Annotated in this window: 20 protein-coding genes; 8 read left to right on the forward strand and 12 right to left on the reverse strand. The window is 61.6% G+C overall.

Going from position 1 to position 20,964, the window contains the following annotated elements; genetic code table 11:
* The first annotated feature begins 69 nt into the window (after positions 1-69).
* On the forward strand, positions 70-2,127 hold the full coding sequence (locus ACQZAB_RS02110) for a radical SAM protein (RefSeq protein ID WP_428386664.1): 2,058 nt from the start codon (positions 70-72) through the stop codon (positions 2,125-2,127).
* 49 nt (positions 2,128-2,176) lie between these two features.
* On the forward strand, positions 2,177-3,340 hold the full coding sequence (gene galK, locus ACQZAB_RS02115) for a galactokinase (RefSeq protein WP_428386666.1): 1,164 nt from the start codon (positions 2,177-2,179) through the stop codon (positions 3,338-3,340).
* Positions 3,341-3,342: 2 nt separating this feature from the next.
* On the opposite strand, the gene ACQZAB_RS02120 is transcribed toward galK, so the two are convergent.
* From ACQZAB_RS02120 to ACQZAB_RS02155, 8 genes are all read right to left on the reverse strand, one after another.
* Positions 3,343-4,620 (reverse strand): glycoside hydrolase family 2 TIM barrel-domain containing protein, encoded by a 1,278-nt coding sequence (locus tag ACQZAB_RS02120; RefSeq protein WP_428386668.1) that lies wholly within the window; start codon positions 4,618-4,620, stop codon positions 3,343-3,345.
* Positions 4,621-4,743: 123 nt separating this feature from the next.
* The gene (locus ACQZAB_RS02125; protein WP_428386669.1) at positions 4,744-5,604 is read right to left on the reverse strand and encodes a type II secretion system protein; all 861 of its coding nucleotides are present in this window, start codon (positions 5,602-5,604) and stop codon (positions 4,744-4,746) included.
* 58 nt (positions 5,605-5,662) lie between these two features.
* Positions 5,663-6,688, reverse strand: a complete 1,026-nt coding sequence (locus tag ACQZAB_RS02130) for a hypothetical protein (RefSeq protein ID WP_428386671.1) — start codon at positions 6,686-6,688, stop codon at positions 5,663-5,665.
* A gap of 117 nt (positions 6,689-6,805) precedes the next feature.
* A complete protein-coding gene (locus ACQZAB_RS02135) occupies positions 6,806-7,489 on the reverse strand; it encodes a PEP-CTERM sorting domain-containing protein (protein ID WP_428386673.1) in 684 nt (227 codons plus the stop codon).
* An 86-nt stretch (positions 7,490-7,575) separates the two neighbouring features.
* The gene (locus tag ACQZAB_RS02140; protein ID WP_428386675.1) at positions 7,576-8,586 is read right to left on the reverse strand and encodes a LacI family DNA-binding transcriptional regulator; all 1,011 of its coding nucleotides are present in this window, start codon (positions 8,584-8,586) and stop codon (positions 7,576-7,578) included.
* A 259-nt stretch (positions 8,587-8,845) separates the two neighbouring features.
* A complete protein-coding gene (locus tag ACQZAB_RS02145; RefSeq protein ID WP_428386676.1) occupies positions 8,846-9,502 on the reverse strand; it encodes a ThuA domain-containing protein in 657 nt (218 codons plus the stop codon).
* Between the two features lie 35 nt (positions 9,503-9,537).
* Complete coding sequence (locus ACQZAB_RS02150) at positions 9,538-10,638, reverse strand: Gfo/Idh/MocA family protein (RefSeq protein ID WP_428386678.1); 1,101 nt, start codon at positions 10,636-10,638, stop codon at positions 9,538-9,540.
* Positions 10,639-10,968: 330 nt separating this feature from the next.
* Complete coding sequence (locus tag ACQZAB_RS02155; RefSeq protein ID WP_428386680.1) at positions 10,969-11,391, reverse strand: Fur family transcriptional regulator; 423 nt, start codon at positions 11,389-11,391, stop codon at positions 10,969-10,971.
* 60 nt (positions 11,392-11,451) lie between these two features.
* Between ACQZAB_RS02155 and ACQZAB_RS02160 the strand changes: the two genes are divergently transcribed.
* Positions 11,452-11,934, forward strand: coding sequence for a hypothetical protein (locus tag ACQZAB_RS02160; RefSeq protein ID WP_428386682.1), 483 nt, complete (start codon positions 11,452-11,454; stop codon positions 11,932-11,934).
* A gap of 63 nt (positions 11,935-11,997) precedes the next feature.
* Here the strand turns inward: ACQZAB_RS02160 and ACQZAB_RS02165 are convergent, their stop codons facing one another.
* Positions 11,998-12,648 (reverse strand): PEP-CTERM sorting domain-containing protein, encoded by a 651-nt coding sequence (locus ACQZAB_RS02165; protein ID WP_428386683.1) that lies wholly within the window; start codon positions 12,646-12,648, stop codon positions 11,998-12,000.
* 111 nt (positions 12,649-12,759) lie between these two features.
* Here ACQZAB_RS02165 and ACQZAB_RS02170 point away from each other — a divergent pair, with 111 nt between their 5' ends.
* Genes ACQZAB_RS02170 through ACQZAB_RS02185 form a run of 4 tightly spaced genes read left to right on the forward strand, consistent with a single transcriptional unit; the run spans position 12,760 to position 16,079 of the window.
* Positions 12,760-13,476, forward strand: a complete 717-nt coding sequence (locus tag ACQZAB_RS02170; protein WP_428386684.1) for a prepilin-type N-terminal cleavage/methylation domain-containing protein — start codon at positions 12,760-12,762, stop codon at positions 13,474-13,476.
* Between the two features lie 30 nt (positions 13,477-13,506).
* Positions 13,507-14,496, forward strand: a complete 990-nt coding sequence (locus tag ACQZAB_RS02175) for a dockerin type I domain-containing protein (protein ID WP_428386685.1) — start codon at positions 13,507-13,509, stop codon at positions 14,494-14,496.
* Positions 14,497-14,530: 34 nt separating this feature from the next.
* Positions 14,531-15,862 carry a hypothetical protein gene (locus tag ACQZAB_RS02180; protein WP_428386686.1) on the forward strand — a complete coding sequence of 444 codons (1,332 nt, stop codon included), beginning with the start codon at positions 14,531-14,533 and terminating at the stop codon, positions 15,860-15,862.
* Between the two features lie 49 nt (positions 15,863-15,911).
* Positions 15,912-16,079, forward strand: a complete 168-nt coding sequence (locus tag ACQZAB_RS02185) for a PLD nuclease N-terminal domain-containing protein (protein ID WP_428386687.1) — start codon at positions 15,912-15,914, stop codon at positions 16,077-16,079.
* A 93-nt stretch (positions 16,080-16,172) separates the two neighbouring features.
* Here the strand turns inward: ACQZAB_RS02185 and ACQZAB_RS02190 are convergent, their stop codons facing one another.
* The 3 genes from ACQZAB_RS02190 to ACQZAB_RS02200 form a co-directional block, all read right to left on the reverse strand.
* Positions 16,173-19,169, reverse strand: coding sequence for an alpha-mannosidase (locus tag ACQZAB_RS02190; protein ID WP_428386689.1), 2,997 nt, complete (start codon positions 19,167-19,169; stop codon positions 16,173-16,175).
* 76 nt (positions 19,170-19,245) lie between these two features.
* Entirely contained in the window at positions 19,246-19,638 is a 393-nt protein-coding gene (locus tag ACQZAB_RS02195; RefSeq protein WP_428386691.1) for a hypothetical protein, read from the reverse strand.
* An 86-nt stretch (positions 19,639-19,724) separates the two neighbouring features.
* Complete coding sequence (locus tag ACQZAB_RS02200) at positions 19,725-20,165, reverse strand: hypothetical protein (protein ID WP_428386693.1); 441 nt, start codon at positions 20,163-20,165, stop codon at positions 19,725-19,727.
* 81 nt (positions 20,166-20,246) lie between these two features.
* Between ACQZAB_RS02200 and ACQZAB_RS02205 the strand changes: the two genes are divergently transcribed.
* Entirely contained in the window at positions 20,247-20,954 is a 708-nt protein-coding gene (locus tag ACQZAB_RS02205) for a tetratricopeptide repeat protein (protein ID WP_428386695.1), read from the forward strand.
* The last annotated feature ends 10 nt before the right edge of the window (positions 20,955-20,964 follow it).

Consider the following 20,964-nt stretch of genomic DNA (forward strand, 5'->3'; position numbering starts at 1 on the left):
AGTCGATTGACGCAACCTCGCGCACGCGCTAGGGTGGTATCTAAAGATAATCCGATTGGAATACCCCCTATGGCTTCACGCAAGCTCATTGTAAATTACATCCTCTGCTCGTCTTACGACGACGACGGCTACCCACGCCGTTACTGGCGGGGCATCTTCCCCTCCAACACCCTCGGCTGCCTCAGAACCCTCACCGAGTCTCTCAAAGGCTCAGTATTGATCGACCCCGACCTCGAGCTCGAAGTCCGAACCTACGACGACACCATCGACCGCATCCCCTTCAAGGCCATCGCTCGCGAGGCCGACGCCAACACCACCGTCCTCGTCGGCCTGGCCGGCGTACAGACAGGCCAGTTCGTCCGAGCAACCAACCTCGCCGAGCGCTTCCGTGCACAGAACATCCCGGTACTGGTCGGCGGCTTCCACGTCAGCGGGTCACTCGCCATGCTTCCCGAGACCCCGCCCGAGTTGCAATACCTCATCGACCTCGGCGTCTCACTCATCCGGGGCGAAGCCGAAACACCCGAGGCCCTCGCAGGGATCTTCCGAGACGCCCTGAGCAACCAACTAAAGCCCATCTACACCATGCCCGCAACGCCACACCTGGCTGAAGCACCCCTGCCCGACCTCACAGACACCTATCGCAAACGCTTCTTCTCCGGCCGGCTCGCGCCTCTCGACACCAGCCGCGGCTGCCCGTTCAACTGCTCCTTCTGCACCGTCATCAACGTCCTCGGCCACAAAATGCGCCACCGCAAGACCGAGCGAATCCTCGAAACCGTCCGAAAGGGCTACGACCAGGGCGTCCGCACCTACTTCTTCGTCGACGACAACATGGCACGCAGCCCGATCTGGGAGGAAGTCTTCGACGGCCTCATCGAGATGCGCCAGCAGGGACGCGATATCGGATTCCTGATGCAGGTCGATACCCTAGCCTACAAGATCCCCAACTTCGTCGATAAAGCCCGCGACGCAGGCTGCTCCTCCGTCTTCATCGGCATGGAAAGCATCGACCCCGTCAACCTCAAGGCCGTCGGCAAACGCCAGAACCGCACCGATGACTATCGAAGAATGACCGACACCTGGCGGCAGGCCGGCATCATCATCCACGTCGGCTACATCACCGGGATGCCCAACGACACGCCCGAATCCATCGGTCACGCCGTGCAGACCCTCACCGAAGAAGTCGGTATCGATCTTGCCTCCTTCTTCAAGCTCACCCCCCTGCCGGGCTCCGTCGACCACCGCGAACTGGTCCAGCTGCGCACCCCACTCGACGCCGACCTCAACAACTACGACAGCCTCCACACGGCACGCAAGCACGAACGCATGACCGGTGAACAGTGGGACAGCGCCTACGACGATGCCTGGGCCAGCTTCTACAGCATCGAGAACATCACACGCATCCTGCTCCGCGCCCCGAAGCGAGCCTATTGGAGCCTCTTCTGGATGCTCGTCTGGTATCGACACGCCATGCTCAGCCGCGAACACCCGATGTTCAGCGGGTACGGCCGCTTCAAATCCCGCACCGAACGCAGGCCCGGCATGCCCATCGAAAGCCGACTCCGCTTCATGGGCAGACGCATCGCCGACACCTGCCGAGGCGTCCGCAGATCCATCCGGCTCTACCTCGAGTTCCAGGAGGTCTGGATGCTCACACGCAAGCGGAACGATCCCGCTCGCCGCACCGCCGCCGACCTGCGCTACCGGCTGGCCCAGGCCTCCAGACAGTTCACGAACGCCACCGACCCCGTCCTCAGCACCCTGCGCCAGAGTGTCAGCGACCTGCAGGCACTCGGAGGCCGCCTCTCTGGCCGTCAACGCCGCCACGCCCTCCAACTTGCCAGGCAACTCCGCGCCTGGCGCTTGGCACTCGCCCACCTTCCCGAAGACGCAGCACAATTCCGCGAACGAGCCGTCCTGACCTACGAGAAACTGGTCTGCAAAGACCTCGCTCGCAGACAAAAACTAACCCGGCAGTGGCGACAACTCTCCAGAGAGATCCGCACCGGACTGCCCAGTCTCCGCCGCCTCGCATGGACACCCTTCGCCCTGATCCTGGAGATCCCGATGAGCATCCGCTTCGCGATCGCCTTCATCCGCAAGCCCCCGGTGCCCGGCGTGTAAAAACCGATTCGGTCCGCTAGGCTGTCGGCCCCCTGCTGGAGAGACCGACTTGTCACACCCCAAAGACCTCGCGGCCAAAGCAAGCGCTGCCTTCAGAAACACCTTCGCAGCCGCTCCCGCCGTGATCGCAGCCGCGCCCGGCCGCGTCAACCTCATCGGCGAGCACACAGACTACAACGACGGCTTCGTCCTCCCGATGGCGATCGGTCGCCACACCTGCATCGTCGCTAATCCGAACAGCTCGAACACCGCCGTCATCCATGCCGACGGCTTTCCGGGCATAGCAACCATCGACCTCGACCAGCCCATCACCCCAGGCGAACCCAGCTGGTCCAACTACGTCCGAGGCGTTCTTTCGCTCATGATCGAACGCGCCATCGACATACCCGGGTTCGACGCCATCATCACCTCCAACGTCCCCACCGGAGCAGGCCTCTCCTCCTCGGCCGCTCTCGAGGTCGCCACCGCCACCCTCGTCGAAGCACTGACCAACCACCCGATCGATCCCGTCGAAAAGGCCCTGCTCTGCCAGCAGGCCGAACACACCTTCGCCGGCATGCCCTGCGGAATCATGGACCAGTTCATCAGCACGATGGGCCAGGCCGACCACGCGCTGCTCATCGATTGCCGCTCCCATACCACCCGCCAGGTCAAACTCGACGACCCCGACCTCGCCGTGCTCATCATCGACTCCAAAGCCAAGCACGCCCTCGTCGATGGCGAGTACGCCCAGCGACGACAGGCCTGCGAGCAGGCAGCCAAGGCACTAAACGTGGACGCCCTCCGCGACGCCACCATGAACGACCTCGATCAGGCCAAAAACCGACTCGACGAGACCACCTTCCGACGCGCCCGCCACGTCATCACCGAGAATCAGCGAACACGCGCTGCCGCCGACCTCGCCGACAAGAACGACTGGGCCAGCTTCGGCCAGCTCATGCTCCAGAGCCACGCCTCCATGCGAGATGACTTCGAGATCACAACCCCCGAACTCGACCGCCTCGTCGAATTGGCCACAGCCTGCGGCCCAGAACACGTCCACGGCTCACGCATGACAGGCGGCGGCTTCGGCGGCGCGACGGTCAGCCTCGTCAAAGCCGACACCGCCACCGAAACCGCTCAACGAATCACCGATCAGTACCTTGCTGAAACCGGCATCCAGACCAAAGGCTTCATCACCCAGCCGTCCGACGGCGGACAGATCCTCCACTAGCCTTACTCACCGCCAGCAACAAACACCGGCAGGTTCGCCGTCGCCGCCCCGCCCCGCCCGTCTTGCACCGCGACGTGCAGCCGATACTTCCCCGTCCGCTCCGGAAGCACCAGCACCGCCCCATCAAGCCCCTGCTCGACGATCGCTCCGGAAACCACACCCGGACGGTCACGAGCATCCCCGCCCGTGAAATACTGGTCATCCTCGTGCTTGAACAGCCAGGTCGCCCGCAGCCGATCGCCATCGGGATCCGAGACACGCAACGCAAACGACAGCCGCTCACCAGGCAGGCCCTCCGCCCCGTCCACGGCCTCCAGAGGCTCGATCACCGGACAGAGATTCGCGGGCTCACGGCCCGACCACAACCGCGTCATCGTGTCCACCGTGGCCACCTTGCTGCCATCGTCCAGCCACATCCCGAACCATGTGTGCGTCGCCTCCTGCTTGTGTCCCCACAAAAACGCAAACGAGCCCAGCCCCAGCTCCCTGTCGGCATCAAGAGCCCTGTAAGACCGCTCATAGATCGCCGCCTTCTGCGTGCTCGTCGGCTCCAGGACCATCTCATGCTCATCCGATAGCACCTCCCACGGGCCCAGCGGGCCAAACTCCGTCACAACATAAGGCAGCACACCCCCCGCCTCGCGATAACGCTCAGGCAACGAATGCGCCCCGCCGTAACTGTTGACCCCGATCACATCAATACTCGGGCACAGCCGACGAACCGCACTGAGCTTCTTCTCGTTGATCTCCGCAAACACCGTCATCACCGGATGATCCCCATCCAACCGATGGATCAGCGCCGCCGCCGCCTCGATGTGCGACCACATCGCCGCATCGTGCTCACCCTCCCCATGCTCCATCTCGTTGCCCAGCCCCCACATCAGCAGCGCAGGGTGATCCTTGTACCGCTCCACCGCCCCCCGAACCATCGCCAGCTGCTCCGCCACCGAATCGATATCCGAGTAATCAAAGCCATGCCGCGGATGCCCCAGCCAGAGCCCGAGCACCACCTTCACCCCGGCACGATGAGCCGCATCCAACTCCGCTCGGGTCCCCTCGTGAATGCCCCAGGTCCGTAGCGTGTTCCCACCCGCCGCCGCCAGCGCCTCCACCGAATGGTTTCCACCCGCTCCTAAGATCCGATACGGCTCACCATCCACCAGCAACCGAAACCCAGCTCCCTGCTCAACCAGCGAGACCTTCGAAGCCACTGCGACCTCAGCCGCCAGCCCGCACACCCCAAACCAGCACACAGCAACCAGCCAGACAAATCGCGACATAGATCAGCATCCTTATCCTGGAGAACACACACCGGCTGAGCCTAAAACAAAACGCCAGGCAGGGGTCTAACCCGCCCTGGCGTCGAGGTTCACAGCAGCCCGAAGGCCGCATGAGGGGAGGTATCAAGATCCGGGAGGGGCATCAGGACGCACATTCTTCTTGAGAATCGTCCCGCGTGACTGAGCCGAGGCATGGCCATCGCCATAGAGAACATTCACGCTACCACTATCACTACCCGCTTCAGAACCGCCACCATGACGCCATCTCAGATTAGAAATCAAACTCTGATTTGAGCCGTCTTGGTTAGCGCCCTCATCGATCACATCTTCATTATCAAGGTCGCTTCGATCGTAATAATTCGCGACGTTCCGAACATTGCCGCCGTCAAGCTGGTCGAGACCTGCATACACAGAACCCGGTTGGATGAGTCCACCAAAAGCCTCTACCTCGAGCTGGCCTGCATCAGCTGTCACCAGAGTCTCAGTCGGACGACGCATGTTGATGGTCTTGTAAGGCAGAGTCTGCTGAAGTGACTTGATCTGCGTACCACTACCATTGGTCCGGCCACGAGCGTCATAGTGAAGTTTGCCGCTGTAGGTATGCATCACGAGCAGGTTCGCGCCGTAATGGAGTCTTCCACCATCGATGGCGGCACTGGCACAGGTGTAAGCAGTCTGGCTGTCTTCACTGAGGTCAGTTGTTGAATAATCTTCCTGACCGCCTGCAATGTACTCGTTGATCTCTAGACCCCAGTCAGTGCCGTCAGCACCGCCATAAAAGGCCGGAGGATACTCATCTTTATTGTCTTGCGCCCAGCCCCAGATACCAATGCCGATCTGACGCTTGTTCGAAAGGCAGGACATCCCTCGCGCCGTATTACGCGCCGCTCCCAGCGCCGGCAGCAGGATGCCGATCAGCAGCGCGATGATCGAAATCACCACGAGCAACTCAATCAGCGTGAAAGCCTTCTTCTGTCGTTTCATATCCATGTCTCCGTGATCAAGGGCTCGAAGCATCCAATCACCAGGTTCATAAAGTCACTTACCGACGACGGCCAAGCGACAAGGCCGCCAAACCAAGCAAGGCCGCACTAGCCGGCTCAGGAATGGCAGGCGAGCCACCGAAGTTGGTCGCCAGCGTAGAAAGGTCGATGAGATCAACCGTCGAATCGCCGTTGAAGTTCCCACCCGCCCAGCCAACGCTCGCACCAAAATTCGTCGCTAGCGCGGACAGGTCAATCAGATCCACCGCGCCATCCAGGTTCGCGTCCGCCGGGATCGTGCCGAACTCGCTCAACCAGGTCGGGACATCGGCCTCCTGCCCGTTCGCGTAAAGAAAATCGATGTCGTCCGCGTTTACCAGGCTGTCGCCGTTGGCATCCAGATCGAAGCCAGCTTCCACCAGAATCAGCTCGTTTGCGTCCACCCAGACCGAACCAACCTCGGCAAGAAAACCGCCGTCGAAGTTGTTCTGGGTCTGCACGAACACATGCACCAGCTCGACGGCAAACGTGTTCGCGGGAGCCGTCGCCGTAAACACCGATTCCACCCAGGTATCCACCGGCGTCGACGGAATACGACCGTCGATGATCTCGCTCGTCGCACTGCTTCCTTCAATCAGATTGAAGCCGCTGTCGAAGAAGTTGATCACCGAAAGAGCCACGTTCTGAGTGCCAACGACCGTGTCCTGAGAAGGCGTGAGCATCCGCACAGTCGCCTCAAAAGTCTGGCCATCGAAGGTCTCGCCAACCTGAGTCTCAGTCACGCGCTGAATCAGAACGCTGTCACCACCCGAGAAGAACGAGCCAAACATCTTGGCCGCCGTGTCGTCGCCGTCAAAGGCAGCGAACTCAAAGTTCGGAAACTCAACGCTAGGCGACGAATTGGGGAATGCGTTACTGAACGCCTGCCAACCACCCACAAAATTACTGTCAGGCACACCCAGCGCCGGACCGGGATCCGGTGCGAAGCTGCCGTCAATCAGCAGATTCTGAGCCTCGGCCTGACTCGTCAGGCACAAAGCGGCGGTCATCAATGAAGCAGTCATCATGCAGGCTTGGGGTCTCATGGTCATGTCCTCCTGGGTGCCGAGTAACTCGGCGGGTTGATCTGGGTTTCACAAAACAAACAAACCGAAAGGTCCGTGGCCCCGCGAAGGACCACGCACCGGAGAAGGTGTCTCAAATCAAGCCACGCGACGACGAAGCGCCGCCAGCCCACCAAGAGCCAGCAGAGCAGCCGAAGCCGGCTCAGGAACCACATCAAACGAAGCGTTATCCAGGACCACCTGGATGTTCGCGTCACTGCCATCGTTATCGAAGCTCTGAACCGCGAAAACGATGCCGGCCTGCGTCGCGCCGGCGGGAGCCGTCGCCTGGAAGCTGTACTGCTCATAGCTGCCGGTCAGGCTGTCGAGAACCATGTTGACTCGGCTGATCTCGGCACCACCAGCATCGAGCCACTCGATGCGGTACTCAGCCACGTTCCCGGCATTGCTCACCTCGAGCGCCCAGACCGAGAGCTCGTACAACTCGCCAGCGACCACGCCACCAGCACGCTGAACGTGGCCGGTGAACGAGTTGTGACCATTGGTGATCGGACCAGCCGCAGCATTCTGATTGCCGGAAATACGCAGGAACAGCGCCTGATTGCCAGCAAAAGCCGGAGCACCCAGCTCATTGGAAGCAGCGAGGATCGTGCCCGCAGGACCGCCAAAGAAACCGTTCCAGTTCGTGATATCCGCGAAATCAAAGCCCAGGGGATCCTCAAAACCCGCGTTGTTGAGCAGGTTGGCCGAGGCACCCATCGGAACCATCCCGATAGCCGCAAGAGCCGTTGCCAGACAGGTTGATGCAAAGAAGTTCTTCATGATCAATTCCTCCCAAGAGTTGGGCCTCTACGTTTGGCCCTTTAGACAAGAAACAGAAACAGCGAGATACACCTCGCCTGTGAAAACTAAACCGACTGCGGGGCAGGACCCGTTGAACCATTCACCTCGAACCAGGCACGAATCGGCGTACGCTCAGGACGCCTCTCCGGATTCGGCTCGTTCAGCACCGACGCGAGAACCTCAACAGCCTCACGACCCAGACGCGTGGCGTTCTGGCACACAGCGCTCATCACCGGGTACATCGAGTAACGAAGATCCGAATCGTCGAAACCAACCATCGAAAGATGCTCAGGAACCTCAAGACCGATCGACCGACACTCGTTCATCGCACCAATGCACGAAATCGGGTCGGTCAGGACCAAAGCTGTCGGACGATCCGTCATCGTCATGATCCGACGGATCATCTGAGCCCCGCTGTCCCGCCAAGCCGGCGCCGTCAGGATCAACCGGTCATCATCCTGAAGACCCGCAGCCCGCAACGCATCGCGATAACCCGCCTCACGGTCTTGGTGGTCAGTGTCATCGACAAGGTTCCGAGCCAGCGCGATCCGCCGATGGCCCAGCTCGATCAGGTGCTCCACCGCCTCACGCGTCGCATCCCGCGACGGGCAGTCCACAGAAATGAGCGGGCTGTTCTCGAAACGATCACCCACCACCACCGCGGGAAAACCCTCGCTCGCGATCTGCTCGCAGGTTTCACGGGTCGACGACGTCGTCCGCAGGATCACGCCCTGGACGCCCTTACGCATCAGCATCTGGCTGTAAGACTCCTGAGCCCGCTTCCCCCGAGACGGATGAAGCATGACCAGATCCAACTCGTGCTGCTCAAGCGTCTCAAAAACCCCCTGCAGCACCGAGGCGTCGAAAGGCGAATCAACAAAGGCCTTGTCGGTGTACATGAACGCAATATTACCGGTCGACCGGCGGCCCACCGTCGGCACGTAACGGGATTCGTTCGCAACCACCATCACCCTTTGCCGTGCTTCGTCACTCACCCGAGGATGATTGTTCAGCACGCGCGAAACCGTCGCCGTGGAGACACCCGCCAACTTCGCGATTTCTCGAACTGAGGCCATCATCAACTCTCGGGGGTGAAGAGAAACGAATGCTTATGAAACAAGTCTGTAACTGATACAACGAAAAGATACACGGGCTGTCGCCCGTGTCAATCAGTAATAGACAGTATTTTCGCTTTGTCCAGGTCCTTCCCAGGAACACTGCCATGTAACGATTTGTTACATGAAGGGGCAGATCCCCCTAAACAGCTTTACATCGAAGACAAACCGGATCAGGCCACCTTCCGATCCGATCGTCCCTACACAACAAAAAATTCGCCTAGACCTCCCGAGCCGCCCAAAGCAAGCCGCGCCGCAGAATCTCACGAGCCTCGGGCACCGCCAGGTCTGCGTTCACATGCCCCAGCGAACTGTAAAACACCCGACCCGCGCCATACCGCTTCGTCCAAACAACCGGCATCTCAACGCCGTCAATCCATTCGTCATACGCCCCGTTGAAGGTCGTCATCGCCAGAACCTCCACCGCTGGATCCACGTGCATGTAGTACTGCTCCGAATGCATCGCGAAATCAGGCACACCCCGGGTGATCTCGTGGTCCTTCGCCTTCACCTGCACGGTGTAGTCGATGATGTTGCCCGGATGCACCACCCACTGGCCCCCCACCATGTACTGGTACTCCGTGTCCTTCCGAAACGAATCAGCCATCCCCCCATGAAATCCCCCCAGCCCCACGCCGCTCCTGATGGCATCCCGCAAACCCTGGCTCTGCTCAGGCGAGATCTCCTCCATCGTCCAGATCGGCACCACCAGGCTGTAACCCTTCATCCGATCCACATCTTCATACACACCAAGATCATGGACGATCGCCACCTCAAACCCCTCCGCTCGGAGCAGCCCCGCCACCGTCTCAGCACACTGATCGGGCTCATGTCCCTCCCACCCGCCCCAGTTGATCAAAGCCTTACGCGTCGCCATCAAACACACTCCCGGCTGCTCACAGCCCAATCGTTCTAAAGCTCACCCACGACCAGATCCGCAGAAAGCGGCTCAGGCCTCGACACACGACTCGCAATCATCACCGGGCCCTCCTGCTCCGCCGCTCGATGAAGCCCCAGCAGCACCTCAAGCACATGCATCGCCAGCGACCCCGACGCACGGTGCTCACGACCCTTCAAAATCGCGTCCGCCATATCCGCCACCCCAATGCTCCGGTAGTTCTCCGAATACACGTGCTTCAGCGGCAGCAGTTCCGGTCCGTCCCCGCCACGCTTCGCCAGATGAATCTCGCCACCAAACATATTGGGGTCCGGCACACGCAGCGATCCCTCCGTCCCGAACACCTCGATGGGCGGGTGCTGTGCCGAAATCACATCGAAACTCATCACGATCGTAACCACCGCCCCTTGTTCAAACCGCAGCGTCCCCGCCACGTGCGTGTCCACCTCGACCGGCAGCTTCTTACCCATCAAGGCTTCACTCGTGCACGTCCGCTCTCCCGACCGGTGAGCCATCGCCCGCACTTCCGCCACCGGACCCAGCATGTTCACCAACGCCGTCACGTAGTAAGGCCCCATATCCATCACCGGGCCACCCCCCTGCAGAAAATAGAACCCGGGGTTCGGATGCCAGCTCTCGGGCCCCGAAGAAAGCATCATCGCCGTGCCTGCAATCGGCTGACCGATCGCTCCGTCATCCACCAGCGTCCGACAACCCTGCTGACCCGCACCCAAAAACGTGTCCGGCGCACACCCCACACGCAGCCCCTTCGATGCCGCCAAGGACACCACCTGCTGCGCATCCTCCAGATTCAGCGCGAAGGGCTTCTCGCAATACACATGCTTACCCGCCTCCAGAGCCTGCAGATTCACAGGTGCGTGACCCTGGGGCGGGGTCAGGTTCAAAACAATGTCGATCTCATCGCTGCCCAGCAGCTGGTCGACCGACATCGCTGCGATCCCATGCTCCTTCGCCCGCTCCTGAGCCAGCGACGTATTCAGATCAGAACACGCCACAATCCGCATCGACGAAAACGTCTCCGCATGATTGAGATACGCCCCGGAAATATTCCCCGCCCCGATCAATCCAACCTTTAACGGTCCCTGCTGAGTCATGGTCCACAAACCCTTCGTTATCCGCGCAACACGCCCGGCTCGCCAAAGCAGCAAGCACCCGGCATCACTCAGAAATGCCCCCTCTAGCACAGCCAGAGTCTAACGCACCCGAGCCCGTCTCACACTCTCACCACGACCCTCGGAATCCCACCCAACCGGTCGTCGCGTAGCCAACCAGGCACAGCCAATCTCTCAAACCTTGCTTGGCATCCACTCCACGCCCGACTCCAAGCGTCGAAATAAAACAGCCATCCGATTGACGCCACCGGGCGAAGAGACCACGCCGCGGCAACCAGGGCCCCGATACATCGCATATAAGGACCAACAGAATTACGCCGAACCCGAACACTCCGGACAAAGCCCATGAAGAAACAACTCATGCGACGCCAGCCGGAAACCATCTGGCAGCTTCGCACTTAACTCAATCCGCTCAGCATCCACGCAGTAGGTCCGTGAGCAGGATTCACACTTGAAGTGCGCATGAGCATCCGACCGCTTCCATTCATATCGCGTTGGCTCACCGGGCAGGTCAATAGGCGACAGCACGCCCAAGTCCTCGAAATGGTGAATCGCCCGATACACCGTCGCCTGACCCAGATTCGGCACCTCCTCCGCCGCCGCATCCAGAATCTCCTGCACCGCCATCGGCCGCGCCGCATCCTCCAGCACACGACGGATCGTGTCCCGCTGCTGCGTCCGACGCCCACCACCGGCCGACACCCCTGACGAACGCTCACGCTTGCCATCACTCATAACTGTGATTCTAGCCGCTCCGCTGCATCACCTGAATCCAACCCAACTAAACTCGGTTCCATGGTCGCCCCCCTACCAACCCTCGCCAAGGAAGACTACGCCCCGCCCCGCGATCCCAACGCCGAATACCTCTGCCCCAAATGCCGCTACAGCCTCAAGGGCCTGCCTGAACATGGCGACTGCCCCGAATGCGGCTCCCCCTACCACCTCGACGCACTCCAACCCATCCCGGACCTCCCGCCGCCCGGCACCACCGCCGCCCGCATGGCCCTGCCCCTCACGCTCATCGCCATCGGCCTGATTGTCGGCTCCATCCGCTACCTCGACCCCATCAACCTCCGCCCCTTCACCTGGTTCGCCGTAGCCATCCTCTTCGCCGCCTGGCTCGCCGCCCTCATCGCCACCCCCCTCATCTTCATCCACCATCGCAAATGCGGCGGAACACTCGCAGACCTCCACCCCCTCACCATCCCACTCGCCCTGCTCAACGGGCTGATACTCGCCACACCGCCAACCTACCTGCTCTACAGCTACCTGACCTGAAACAAAAAAAGGGAGACGCCGGAAGGCGCCTCCCTACCCCTCACTTCTCTGTTGGCTTCAAGTTCAGCGACGACGAAGCAGGCCCATGCCCAGCAGACCCAGCAGGCCCACCGAAGCCGGCTCCGGCACCGTCAGCGTGATCGAGAACGGATCGGAAGGCGTCAGCCCGCCCGAAAGATCGACAATCCGGAACGAACCGGTCGTCGAACCCACCAGACCCGTATCCGTCGTCTCAAGAATGTACAGCGGGTGGAAATCGAACTCCGGCGCACCAAACACAAACTGCTCGCCAGCCTCATCGATCAGACCAATGCCCTGAAGGAAGAGGGCGAAATCATCGTTGATCGACACGATTTCGAGAGCGAGATTTGCGGTATCCGCAACGGGGACCAACCCAAACTCCGCCAGTTCTTCGGCTTCCTCAGCATCAGGGGCCTCAAAAGCCAGGTCCTGAACCTCGTCAAACGGGATGTTCCGGAAGCCAGTCAGACCCGTAAACGGAATCGGCGCCTCGAAGGTGTCGATCGGGATGATCGCCCCGCCATCCACGGGCTCGGTCGCTTCAAAACCGATACCAAGCTGCCCGCTGCCCAGAGCACCGATCAGCACGTGCGGCCCCTTGTCTTCTTCGCCAGCCATCACCTCAGTTGTCATGCCCTGCACGAAGCACAACACACCGGCAGCAGCCAACATACGCAGATTACTATTGGTCATCTTGTTTCTTCCTCTATCCTTTGGGTGTGGGGATCCTGGATGGCTTTGCTGACACCAGCAAGCTCATGCATCCTTGACTGAGAATGTAGTCTCATTATCATGTAGAGTCAAGTGTGGTCCAATAATCGCTATCGCTTCAGAGCCAAAGCCTTCACCCTCATCGAACTCTTGGTGGTGATCAGCATCATTGCGCTGCTCATCGGCATCCTCCTGCCCGCCCTCGGCAGCGCCCGTGACACCGCACGAGCCGCCGCCTGCCTCTCCAACCAGCGACAGATGGGCATCGCCGTCTACGCCTACAGCCTGGACTACGAAGGCCTCATGCCCTCCTCCGGACTGAATCACGGCAGCGACGCCCTCGACGAGCAAGGCTCCTGGTTCTTCACCCTCGCCGACTACGCCGATGGCGAACTCATCGGCCGCTGCCCCTCTGACAACAGCATCTACTGGGACGAGCCCTCACCCACGGTCAACCGCCTGCGCAGGGTCAGCTACGCCCTGAACAACCTCATCACGGGAAATGTCTTCAACTTCGAGCGCTACCAGAACCTCAATCAAATCCCAAACCCCACTGAAACGATCTATGCCGCCGAATTGACCGAAGAGGACCCCGGGTTTGCCGTCGCCGACCACTTCCACCCCGAAAACTGGGTCACCATCCCCCTTCCTTTCCTGGATGCGCAGGTCGCCATCCAACTCGCCCCCGAACGACACGCCGGAAAAGCCAACTACCTCTTCCTCGACGGCCACGCCAAGCAACACGCCTTCGAAGAGACCTTCGTACCCGGCCCCTTCGAGCCTACCACCAACCTCTACGACCCGCGATAAAACCCGGGACATACAGGACCGGAGAAAAAGATGCACCGCACCCTCGCTCTCGCCGCAACCAGCCTGCTCATCACCACCGCTGCCCAAGCCAACGTTCCTGGCGGTCCAGGCGACCTCAGTCCACATATCGACATCGGCGTCTTCCCCTCCGGACAACTCGCGGTGACCTTCGACGAAATCGACATCGACGAAGCCATCGTCATCAAAACCTTCACCACCTTCCTCCCAGAAGGCGGCTCTGGTTTCATCAACCTGCCCTTCACCCGGGATCAGGACATCGCCTTCCGAACCGCCTCACCCGCCAGCGCCGACGCCGGCGGGTTCCAGACCTTCGCACAATTCGGAATCGCTCACCCGCAGATCGCTTTCGAAGCCGTGACCCTCGACCCCCTCTTCGAAGCCTTCGCCTTCGGCCAGGACCTCCTCGACCAGCCCGGCGACCAACTCGTGCTCAACACCCCCGGCAACGGCCTCGACTTCCACCCCACCTACATCCTCCGCACCAACACCCAGGACTTCGTCGGCCGCGTCGAAGGCACCTTCCGCTTCATGCCCCTCACCGCCACCGACTTCCTCAGCCCTAGCAGCCCCTTCAACATCACCTTCGTCGTCGGCGGCGACTACGACGACGACAGCCGACTCACCACCGCCGACATCGACGCCCTCAGCAACGCTGCCGCCCAACCCTTCGATCCCGACTTCGACCTCAACAACGACCTCGCCGTCAACGCCGATGACACCCTCTTCTGGCTCAACAACCTCTTCCTGAGCTCCCCAGGCGACGCCAACCTCGACCGCCAGGTCGACCTCATCGACCTATCCATCCTCGCCACCAACTTCGGCCAATCCGATACCACCTGGTCACAGGCCGATTTCAACGCCGACCAGACCACCGACCTCATCGATCTCTCCATTCTGGCCACAAACTTCGGGTTTTCCGCCTCTCCCAGCCAGATTCCCGAGCCCGCCGCTCTGACAGCAGGTATTCTGGCCTTGAGCCTGATCCGCCGACGAGGCTGATCATCCGCCAGAGAGACCGATCGAGGAGAAAAACGTGAACACCCTCAGCACCAAACTGACGGCGGCACTCGCCTGCGCCTTCATCGCCGCACCCTCCGCCTCAGCCATCAACATCGTCCTCGATTACACCTACGACACCAGCGACTTCTTCGGAGCAGGCAACCCCGACGGCCCCACCGCCGGCAATCAGGCACGCGCCGCCCTCGAAGCCGCCGCCGACTATCTCTCCACCGTCTTCACCGATACCTTCGACCCCATCCAGACACCCGACCCCTTCTTCAGCGGAACCTTCAACGGCCAGGTCACCTGGAACTGGGAAGCCCGCTTCACCCACCCCGCCACCGGCGCAAGCTTCTCCCTCGACAACCTCACCATCACACAGGACGAATACCGCATCTTCGCCGGTGCCCGATCCATCGGCGGAACCACCCTCGGCGTCGGCGGCTCAGGAGGCTTCGGACTCAGCTCCAACCCCTCAGGCGGCTTCACCTCTGCAGAAATCACCCAGCTCAACCAGATCACTGACGACTTCTTCACCAGCGTCCAGACACGAGGCGAAACCACAGGCTTCGGCCGCTGGGGTGGCTCCATCAGCTTCGACAGCGACAGCTCCACCACCTGGTCCTACGACCACACCTCTCCCACCCAGTCCGGAACCTCCGACTTCTACTCCGTCGCCCTCCACGAACTCGCCCACGCCCTCGGCTTCGGCAACAACGACTGGGAAAACCTCGTCATCGGCGGGGCCTTCACCGGCTCGGCCTCCGCCGCCATCTTCGGCGGCAACGTCCCCACCTCACCCGACCAGTCCCACTGGATCGCCGACACGCAGGACACCCTCTACGGCTCCATCTTCGCCCAGGAAGCCTCGATGGACCCCAACATCACCCAGGGCACGCGCAAACTCATCACCGGCCTCGATGTCGCTGGCCTCCAGGACATCGGCTGGGAACCCAGCACCGACGGCTTCGACTTCGACAACGACACCAACCTCGACCCCGAAGACCTCGACCTCCTCATCGCCGCCATCCACACCGGCTCACCCTCCCTCGACTTCGACATCGATGGCAGCAACACCGTCGACACCGCCGACCTCAACCACTGGGTCGAACGCATCTACGGCACCGTCGCCGCCGACGCCAACCTCGATGGCGTCATCGATCTCATCGACCTCTCCGCCCTCGCCTCAGGCTTTGGCACCACCAACCCCGGTTGGACCGGTGGCGATTTCAACGGCGACAACAACACCGACCTCATCGACCTCTCCACCCTCGCCTCCGCCTTCGGCACCAACCTCACCATCCCCGAACCCGCCTCAACCTCTCTCACCCTGCTCGCGCTGGCAGCCATCCATCGCCGCCGCTAACCTCACTGCTAACACAAAACGCGCAGGTCGTTCGCGCAAGGAGACTGCCATGCTCGAAACCATCATCGGCCTCGTCGTCCTCGTCGCCTGGATCATCGCACTCGTCGACATCATCAAATCAGGCATGGACAGCACCAAGAAAATCATCTGGGCGCTCGTCGTCATCATCCTCCCCCTCATCGGCACCATCCTCTGGTTCATCATCGGCAAGAAGTAAACCGCCCGCAGAACACGCTACGAATCCAATCGCATTCTTTTCTGGGTGCCACGCCTTTGTTCGCCGCAGGCAGATAAGTTGTGTCCCGCAGCCTCACCCCACCCGCAGACTCACCAGCTGATACGGACGGACCTCAAACACACACGGATGCGTCGTCGACTCCGTCACCGGCGTCCCCGCCAGATCCGTCAGATGCCACGGCCGACCTCCCAGATCCACCTGCACCCACCCCCGACGCCCCAGCGTCTCGTGTAGCCGTAGCGTCAACCCGCCACCCGGCTCCGGCTTCACCCACGACGGCACCACCGACGACAACCCCTCGATCTCCCCAATCACCGGATCGGTCGCCGTCCCCCGATAAGCCAAAGGCTCCGTGAACAGCCTCTCCGCCAACGCAGCCGGCTGATCCTCCAGGAGCAAATCCGCCGAATACCGCCCGAACGCCAGCCGAAACACATGACGCCCCTGATCCGACAAAGGCGGTTCAGGACGACCCTCCACCTCATCCAACGGCCCCGTCTTCGGCATCCACGCCCCACGCACCAGACTCGCATGCAGCAACCCCTCTCGCGCACCAAACCCGTAAGTCCGCTCGCTGATCACCATCAACCCGTCGCTCTCCGTGTCATCACTCACACAGACCCACCGGCTCGCCGGATTTTCATACATCGTCTCGTGCGCCAACGGCCCCGCCGACTGCCCCCGTAGCGCACTCCCAAAAGGCGCACCGTACCGGGCCTGCTTCCCGACATAGTCCGTCGGAAACAGCAGCTTCAGCAGCTTCTGCCGTTCCCGCCAATCCACCTCCACCTCCAGATGCAACACAGGATGCACAGGATCGAGCCGGTAGCTCATCGTCAGCGTGCTGGCCTCTCCCAGCGACCGCGTGAACCGCACCGCCGGCCGCAGCTCATCCGATTCATCCACCTCCACTTTCGCCTTGGACGCCACACGCTCGCCAAGCGACAACGCCCGTCGATCGACATCCCACGCATCAAACATCGCCGGATGATCCGCAAACAACCACGGCTCCGCCGCCGGACCCGACAGCGCCACCGACGCGCCATCCACAACCAGCGACGACACACAACCACGCGCATCAAACCGCACATCCACCCGCTCACTCACCAGCCGCTTCTTCGTCGCCCGAACGTCCGAAGCCACCACCGCCTCAAGCGACGACACCTCCAGACCCGCCAGAGCCGGCAGCATCCGCATCGCCCCGTTGACCGGCACCGTCACCGGCTGCGGCAGCGGATTAAACAAACACGCCTTACCCTTGCCCTTGAGCTTCTTCTCAGCCAAACCGATCGCCCGGTCACCAATCCCCGCCAGCTCAGGCAGCGCCTCCTCATAAACCTCCGGCACCGAACTACCCGGCAGATAGTCATGGAACTGCGCAAACACCACTCGCTGCCACAGCTCCGGATCAATCGGACCCTCACCCCCCACCGCGTGAGCCGCCTCCAGAACCTGGAGCGAACGCTCCGCCCGACGGTACAACCGCTTCAACTCCGCCTGCGTTGTCTGCACCCCCCGATGAAACTCCAGATAGATCTCACCGCGCCACGACGGCAGTTCCTCCGATACCTCCGCCATCCGATCGAAGAACCCCTCGATACCCCCCCATTCCACAGCTGGGAGACCACGCAGGTCCGACATCCGCCGCACACGCTCAGCCATCGCCTCGGTCGGTCCACCACCACCATCCCCGTAACCCGTCGGCACCAGCATCTCACCATGCACCGCCGCCTGACGATGCTGCTCCGCCAACCGCGAAATCTCCGCCGGCTTCGCCTCCATGTTGTAGTGATTCCAGATCACATGCCCCAGCACCTCGCTGCCATCCTGCCCCTTCCACTTGAAGCTGGTATGCGGGAACCGCTGGGCATTAGACCAGTGCAGCTTCGTCGTGAAGAAATAGGGCACCCCAAAGCCCTTGAGAATCTGCGGGATACACCCCGAATACCCAAACACGTCCGGCAGCCACAGCACCTTGCTGTCGACCCCTCGAAGTTCTCGGAACCCCCGCTGCCCCAACGCCACCGAACGAACCAGCGCCTCCCCACACGCCAGCTGCGTGTCAGACTCCACATACATCGCCCCCGTCGCCTCCCATCGCCCCGCCGCGATGTCACGCTTCGCCCGATCCAGCAAGCCCGGCGCACGCTTTCCGACCGCCTGGTAACTTGCCGGCTGCGAGTAGCCAAAACGAAACTCCGGGTAACGCTCCAGCAGACTCAGCACATTCGAGAACGTGTGAATCGCCTTGAAATCACCCACCCGCTCCGGCCACAGCCACACCAGATCAATGTGCGCATGCCCCGTCAAAACCGCCTTCAGCTTCTCGCTGCCACCCCGAACCCCCCTGTACACCTCCGCTAACGCTCGCCGCATCGCCTTAACCCCGCCCCGATCCAGCGCATCCACCGCACGACTCAAACCCTCAACCAGACACCGATACTCAGGCGTCACCCGATGCAGCTCCGGCCGATACCCCACCGCGTCATACTTCCGAACCCCCTCCGGATAATCAGGAATCACCGCCATATCCATGAGTTGAAACAGCACATCAAAGTCGTGGAACGCCCCCCACGCCTCATCATCACGTACCACCAGCGAAGCCCCCTCAAACCGACTGCCCTGCACGTCCATCGCCGTCTGATCACCAGGCACCCACACGCCCGTACGGCAGCAAGCCGACTCAATCACCCACGACTTCACCCCCCGACGAAGCGGCGCATACTGATGCCCGGGATCAAACCCGTATACCGGCTCCCCATCCGCATAAAGCGTCGCCTCCGCCTGATCCCGCCACGCCAGATACACCCCCTCCCCAGCCGGAAGCTTCGGCAGCTTCAACCGCCACCAGCACTGGTCAAACGTCTTCCCCCAGTGAAACGGAGCCCGCTTGACCGGCTTGAACGCCAGCTTCTTTCCCTCCGCATAAGGCACATGGGCCTTCGTCGGCTTCGACTGCGAAACCTCAACCACATCCGGCAGCGATCGCCAGATCAGCCCCTCCACACGCTCACGAGAACGAGACAGACGCGGAAGATCAAACTGCGGAAAAGGGTTGGCTTCTAGCATCGCCGGAGCTTACCCCAGCAATCACACCGCGTGAGCCCGACCAACGCCAACACCGCGCAAAATGTCACAATCCCGCTCAGACCCACACGCTCATGAACAGCGCATCCTCGCTCGTCTTGCCGACGAGCTTGCCGATCGACGTCGTCACAAACTTGACCTCGTAGTCAGGATTCTCATCCAGCCACTGATTCACCTGCTCATCAATGTGCTCGATCGCGTCCAGACGCAGCTTGGTCACGAACGTCTTCACGTGGCAGGCCCCCGTTCCCGTCTTAAGCGGGGCCCGCTTCCAGACCACCTGCTTGGACTCACGCTCCGCAAACGAAGAAATCTTCTTCGGGGCCGTCGTGTCGTCCATCGCTGAGACCTCGATCGGCTCCAGACTCATCGCCTCCTCTTCCTCTTCTTCATGAGGAATCGGAATCGCATTCTCCAGCAGTTCATTGTCATCAATCGGCTTGCCAGACATTCGTCAGCTCCCAGACCAGAAACCAGACCGAAACAGAAACAGACACGACACTCCCATGATACCCCTCCATGCCCCCGAATCAAGAGCTATCCAGCCCGTACAAACCAAAATCGCCACCGCCCACCACCCAGCCCACGCAGACTGAGCGAGCCCGGAAACCGACCATCCACAAAATCAAGCTCCACCCGATCCCCGCACCAAAGCCGCACCCGCACCTGCCCCCGATCCAGAGCCCGCACCGACCCCCGCCCGCTCGCCGTCAGACCCGTCCGCCGCAGATACACCCGCCGATGAAGCGGGGCCTCCACACCCACCAAGGAACGACCAGCCCAACCCTCCGGCCGCACCCCCACCCTCACCGTCCACAACACCCTCGCATCAACGTCTCGCGCCCCCGGATCCCTAACCAGCACAGGGTGCTCCACCATCACATCCACATGAGGTGACCCAGGCATCGCGTGCGCCAGAATCGCATAACCAAGCCGCTGCATCTCCCCATCAATCGCACCATCGCTGGCCGCCGTCAAGACCAACCGGTAATCTCAGGCACACCCAAAGACCGATCTCACTCCCCGAGGGCCTTTAGCCCAGCCACGGAGAACACCAACATGACACGCACCCTCCCCAAGCTCAGCACCCTGCGCAACCTGAGCCTCGCCGCCCTCCTCGCCCTGACACCCACCCTTCCCGGCTGTGTCACCTCCACGATGCTCCGGGAGAAAGGCCAGGCCGCCCAGGCCCGAGGCGACCACGAAGCCGCCATCGACTTCTACCTCGAAGGCCTCCAAAAAAACCCCGCCGATCACCGCGCGAGGTTCCACCTCGGCGAAGCCTACCTCGCCACCAACCAGCCCCTCGAAGCCCAGCTCCAGTTCGAGCGCGTCTACGCAGCCCGCCCCAACGACGAACTGCTCACCCCCCGCGTCCTCGACCGACTCGCCGAAGCCATCTACCAGCAGGACCGCCCCCTCGACCTCTTCCAGATGCTCGAGGAAACCGCCGAGGCCCGCGGCACCTCCCGCGCTTACCTCCGCCAGGCCGACTACCTCGTCAAAATCGGCGACCACGACCAGGCCGCCATCGCCTATAAAATCGCCGCCCGCTTCGCCGAACCCGGCGACCCCACCCCCTACCTCAAAGCCGCCGCCTTCTACGAGTCCATCGGCGACCCCGCCAACACCGCCCTCAACCTCCGCTACGCCATCTACGTCGACCCCGACAACCCCACCATCAACCCCTGGTTCCGCAAACTCGGCATCGTCCCCGGACCCACCCTACCCCTCGCACCCCCCGACCTCACCGCACCGACACCCTGACCAACCCCCT

Source organism: Mucisphaera sp., assembly GCF_965279675.1.
GTDB lineage: Bacteria > Planctomycetota > Phycisphaerae > Phycisphaerales > Phycisphaeraceae > Mucisphaera.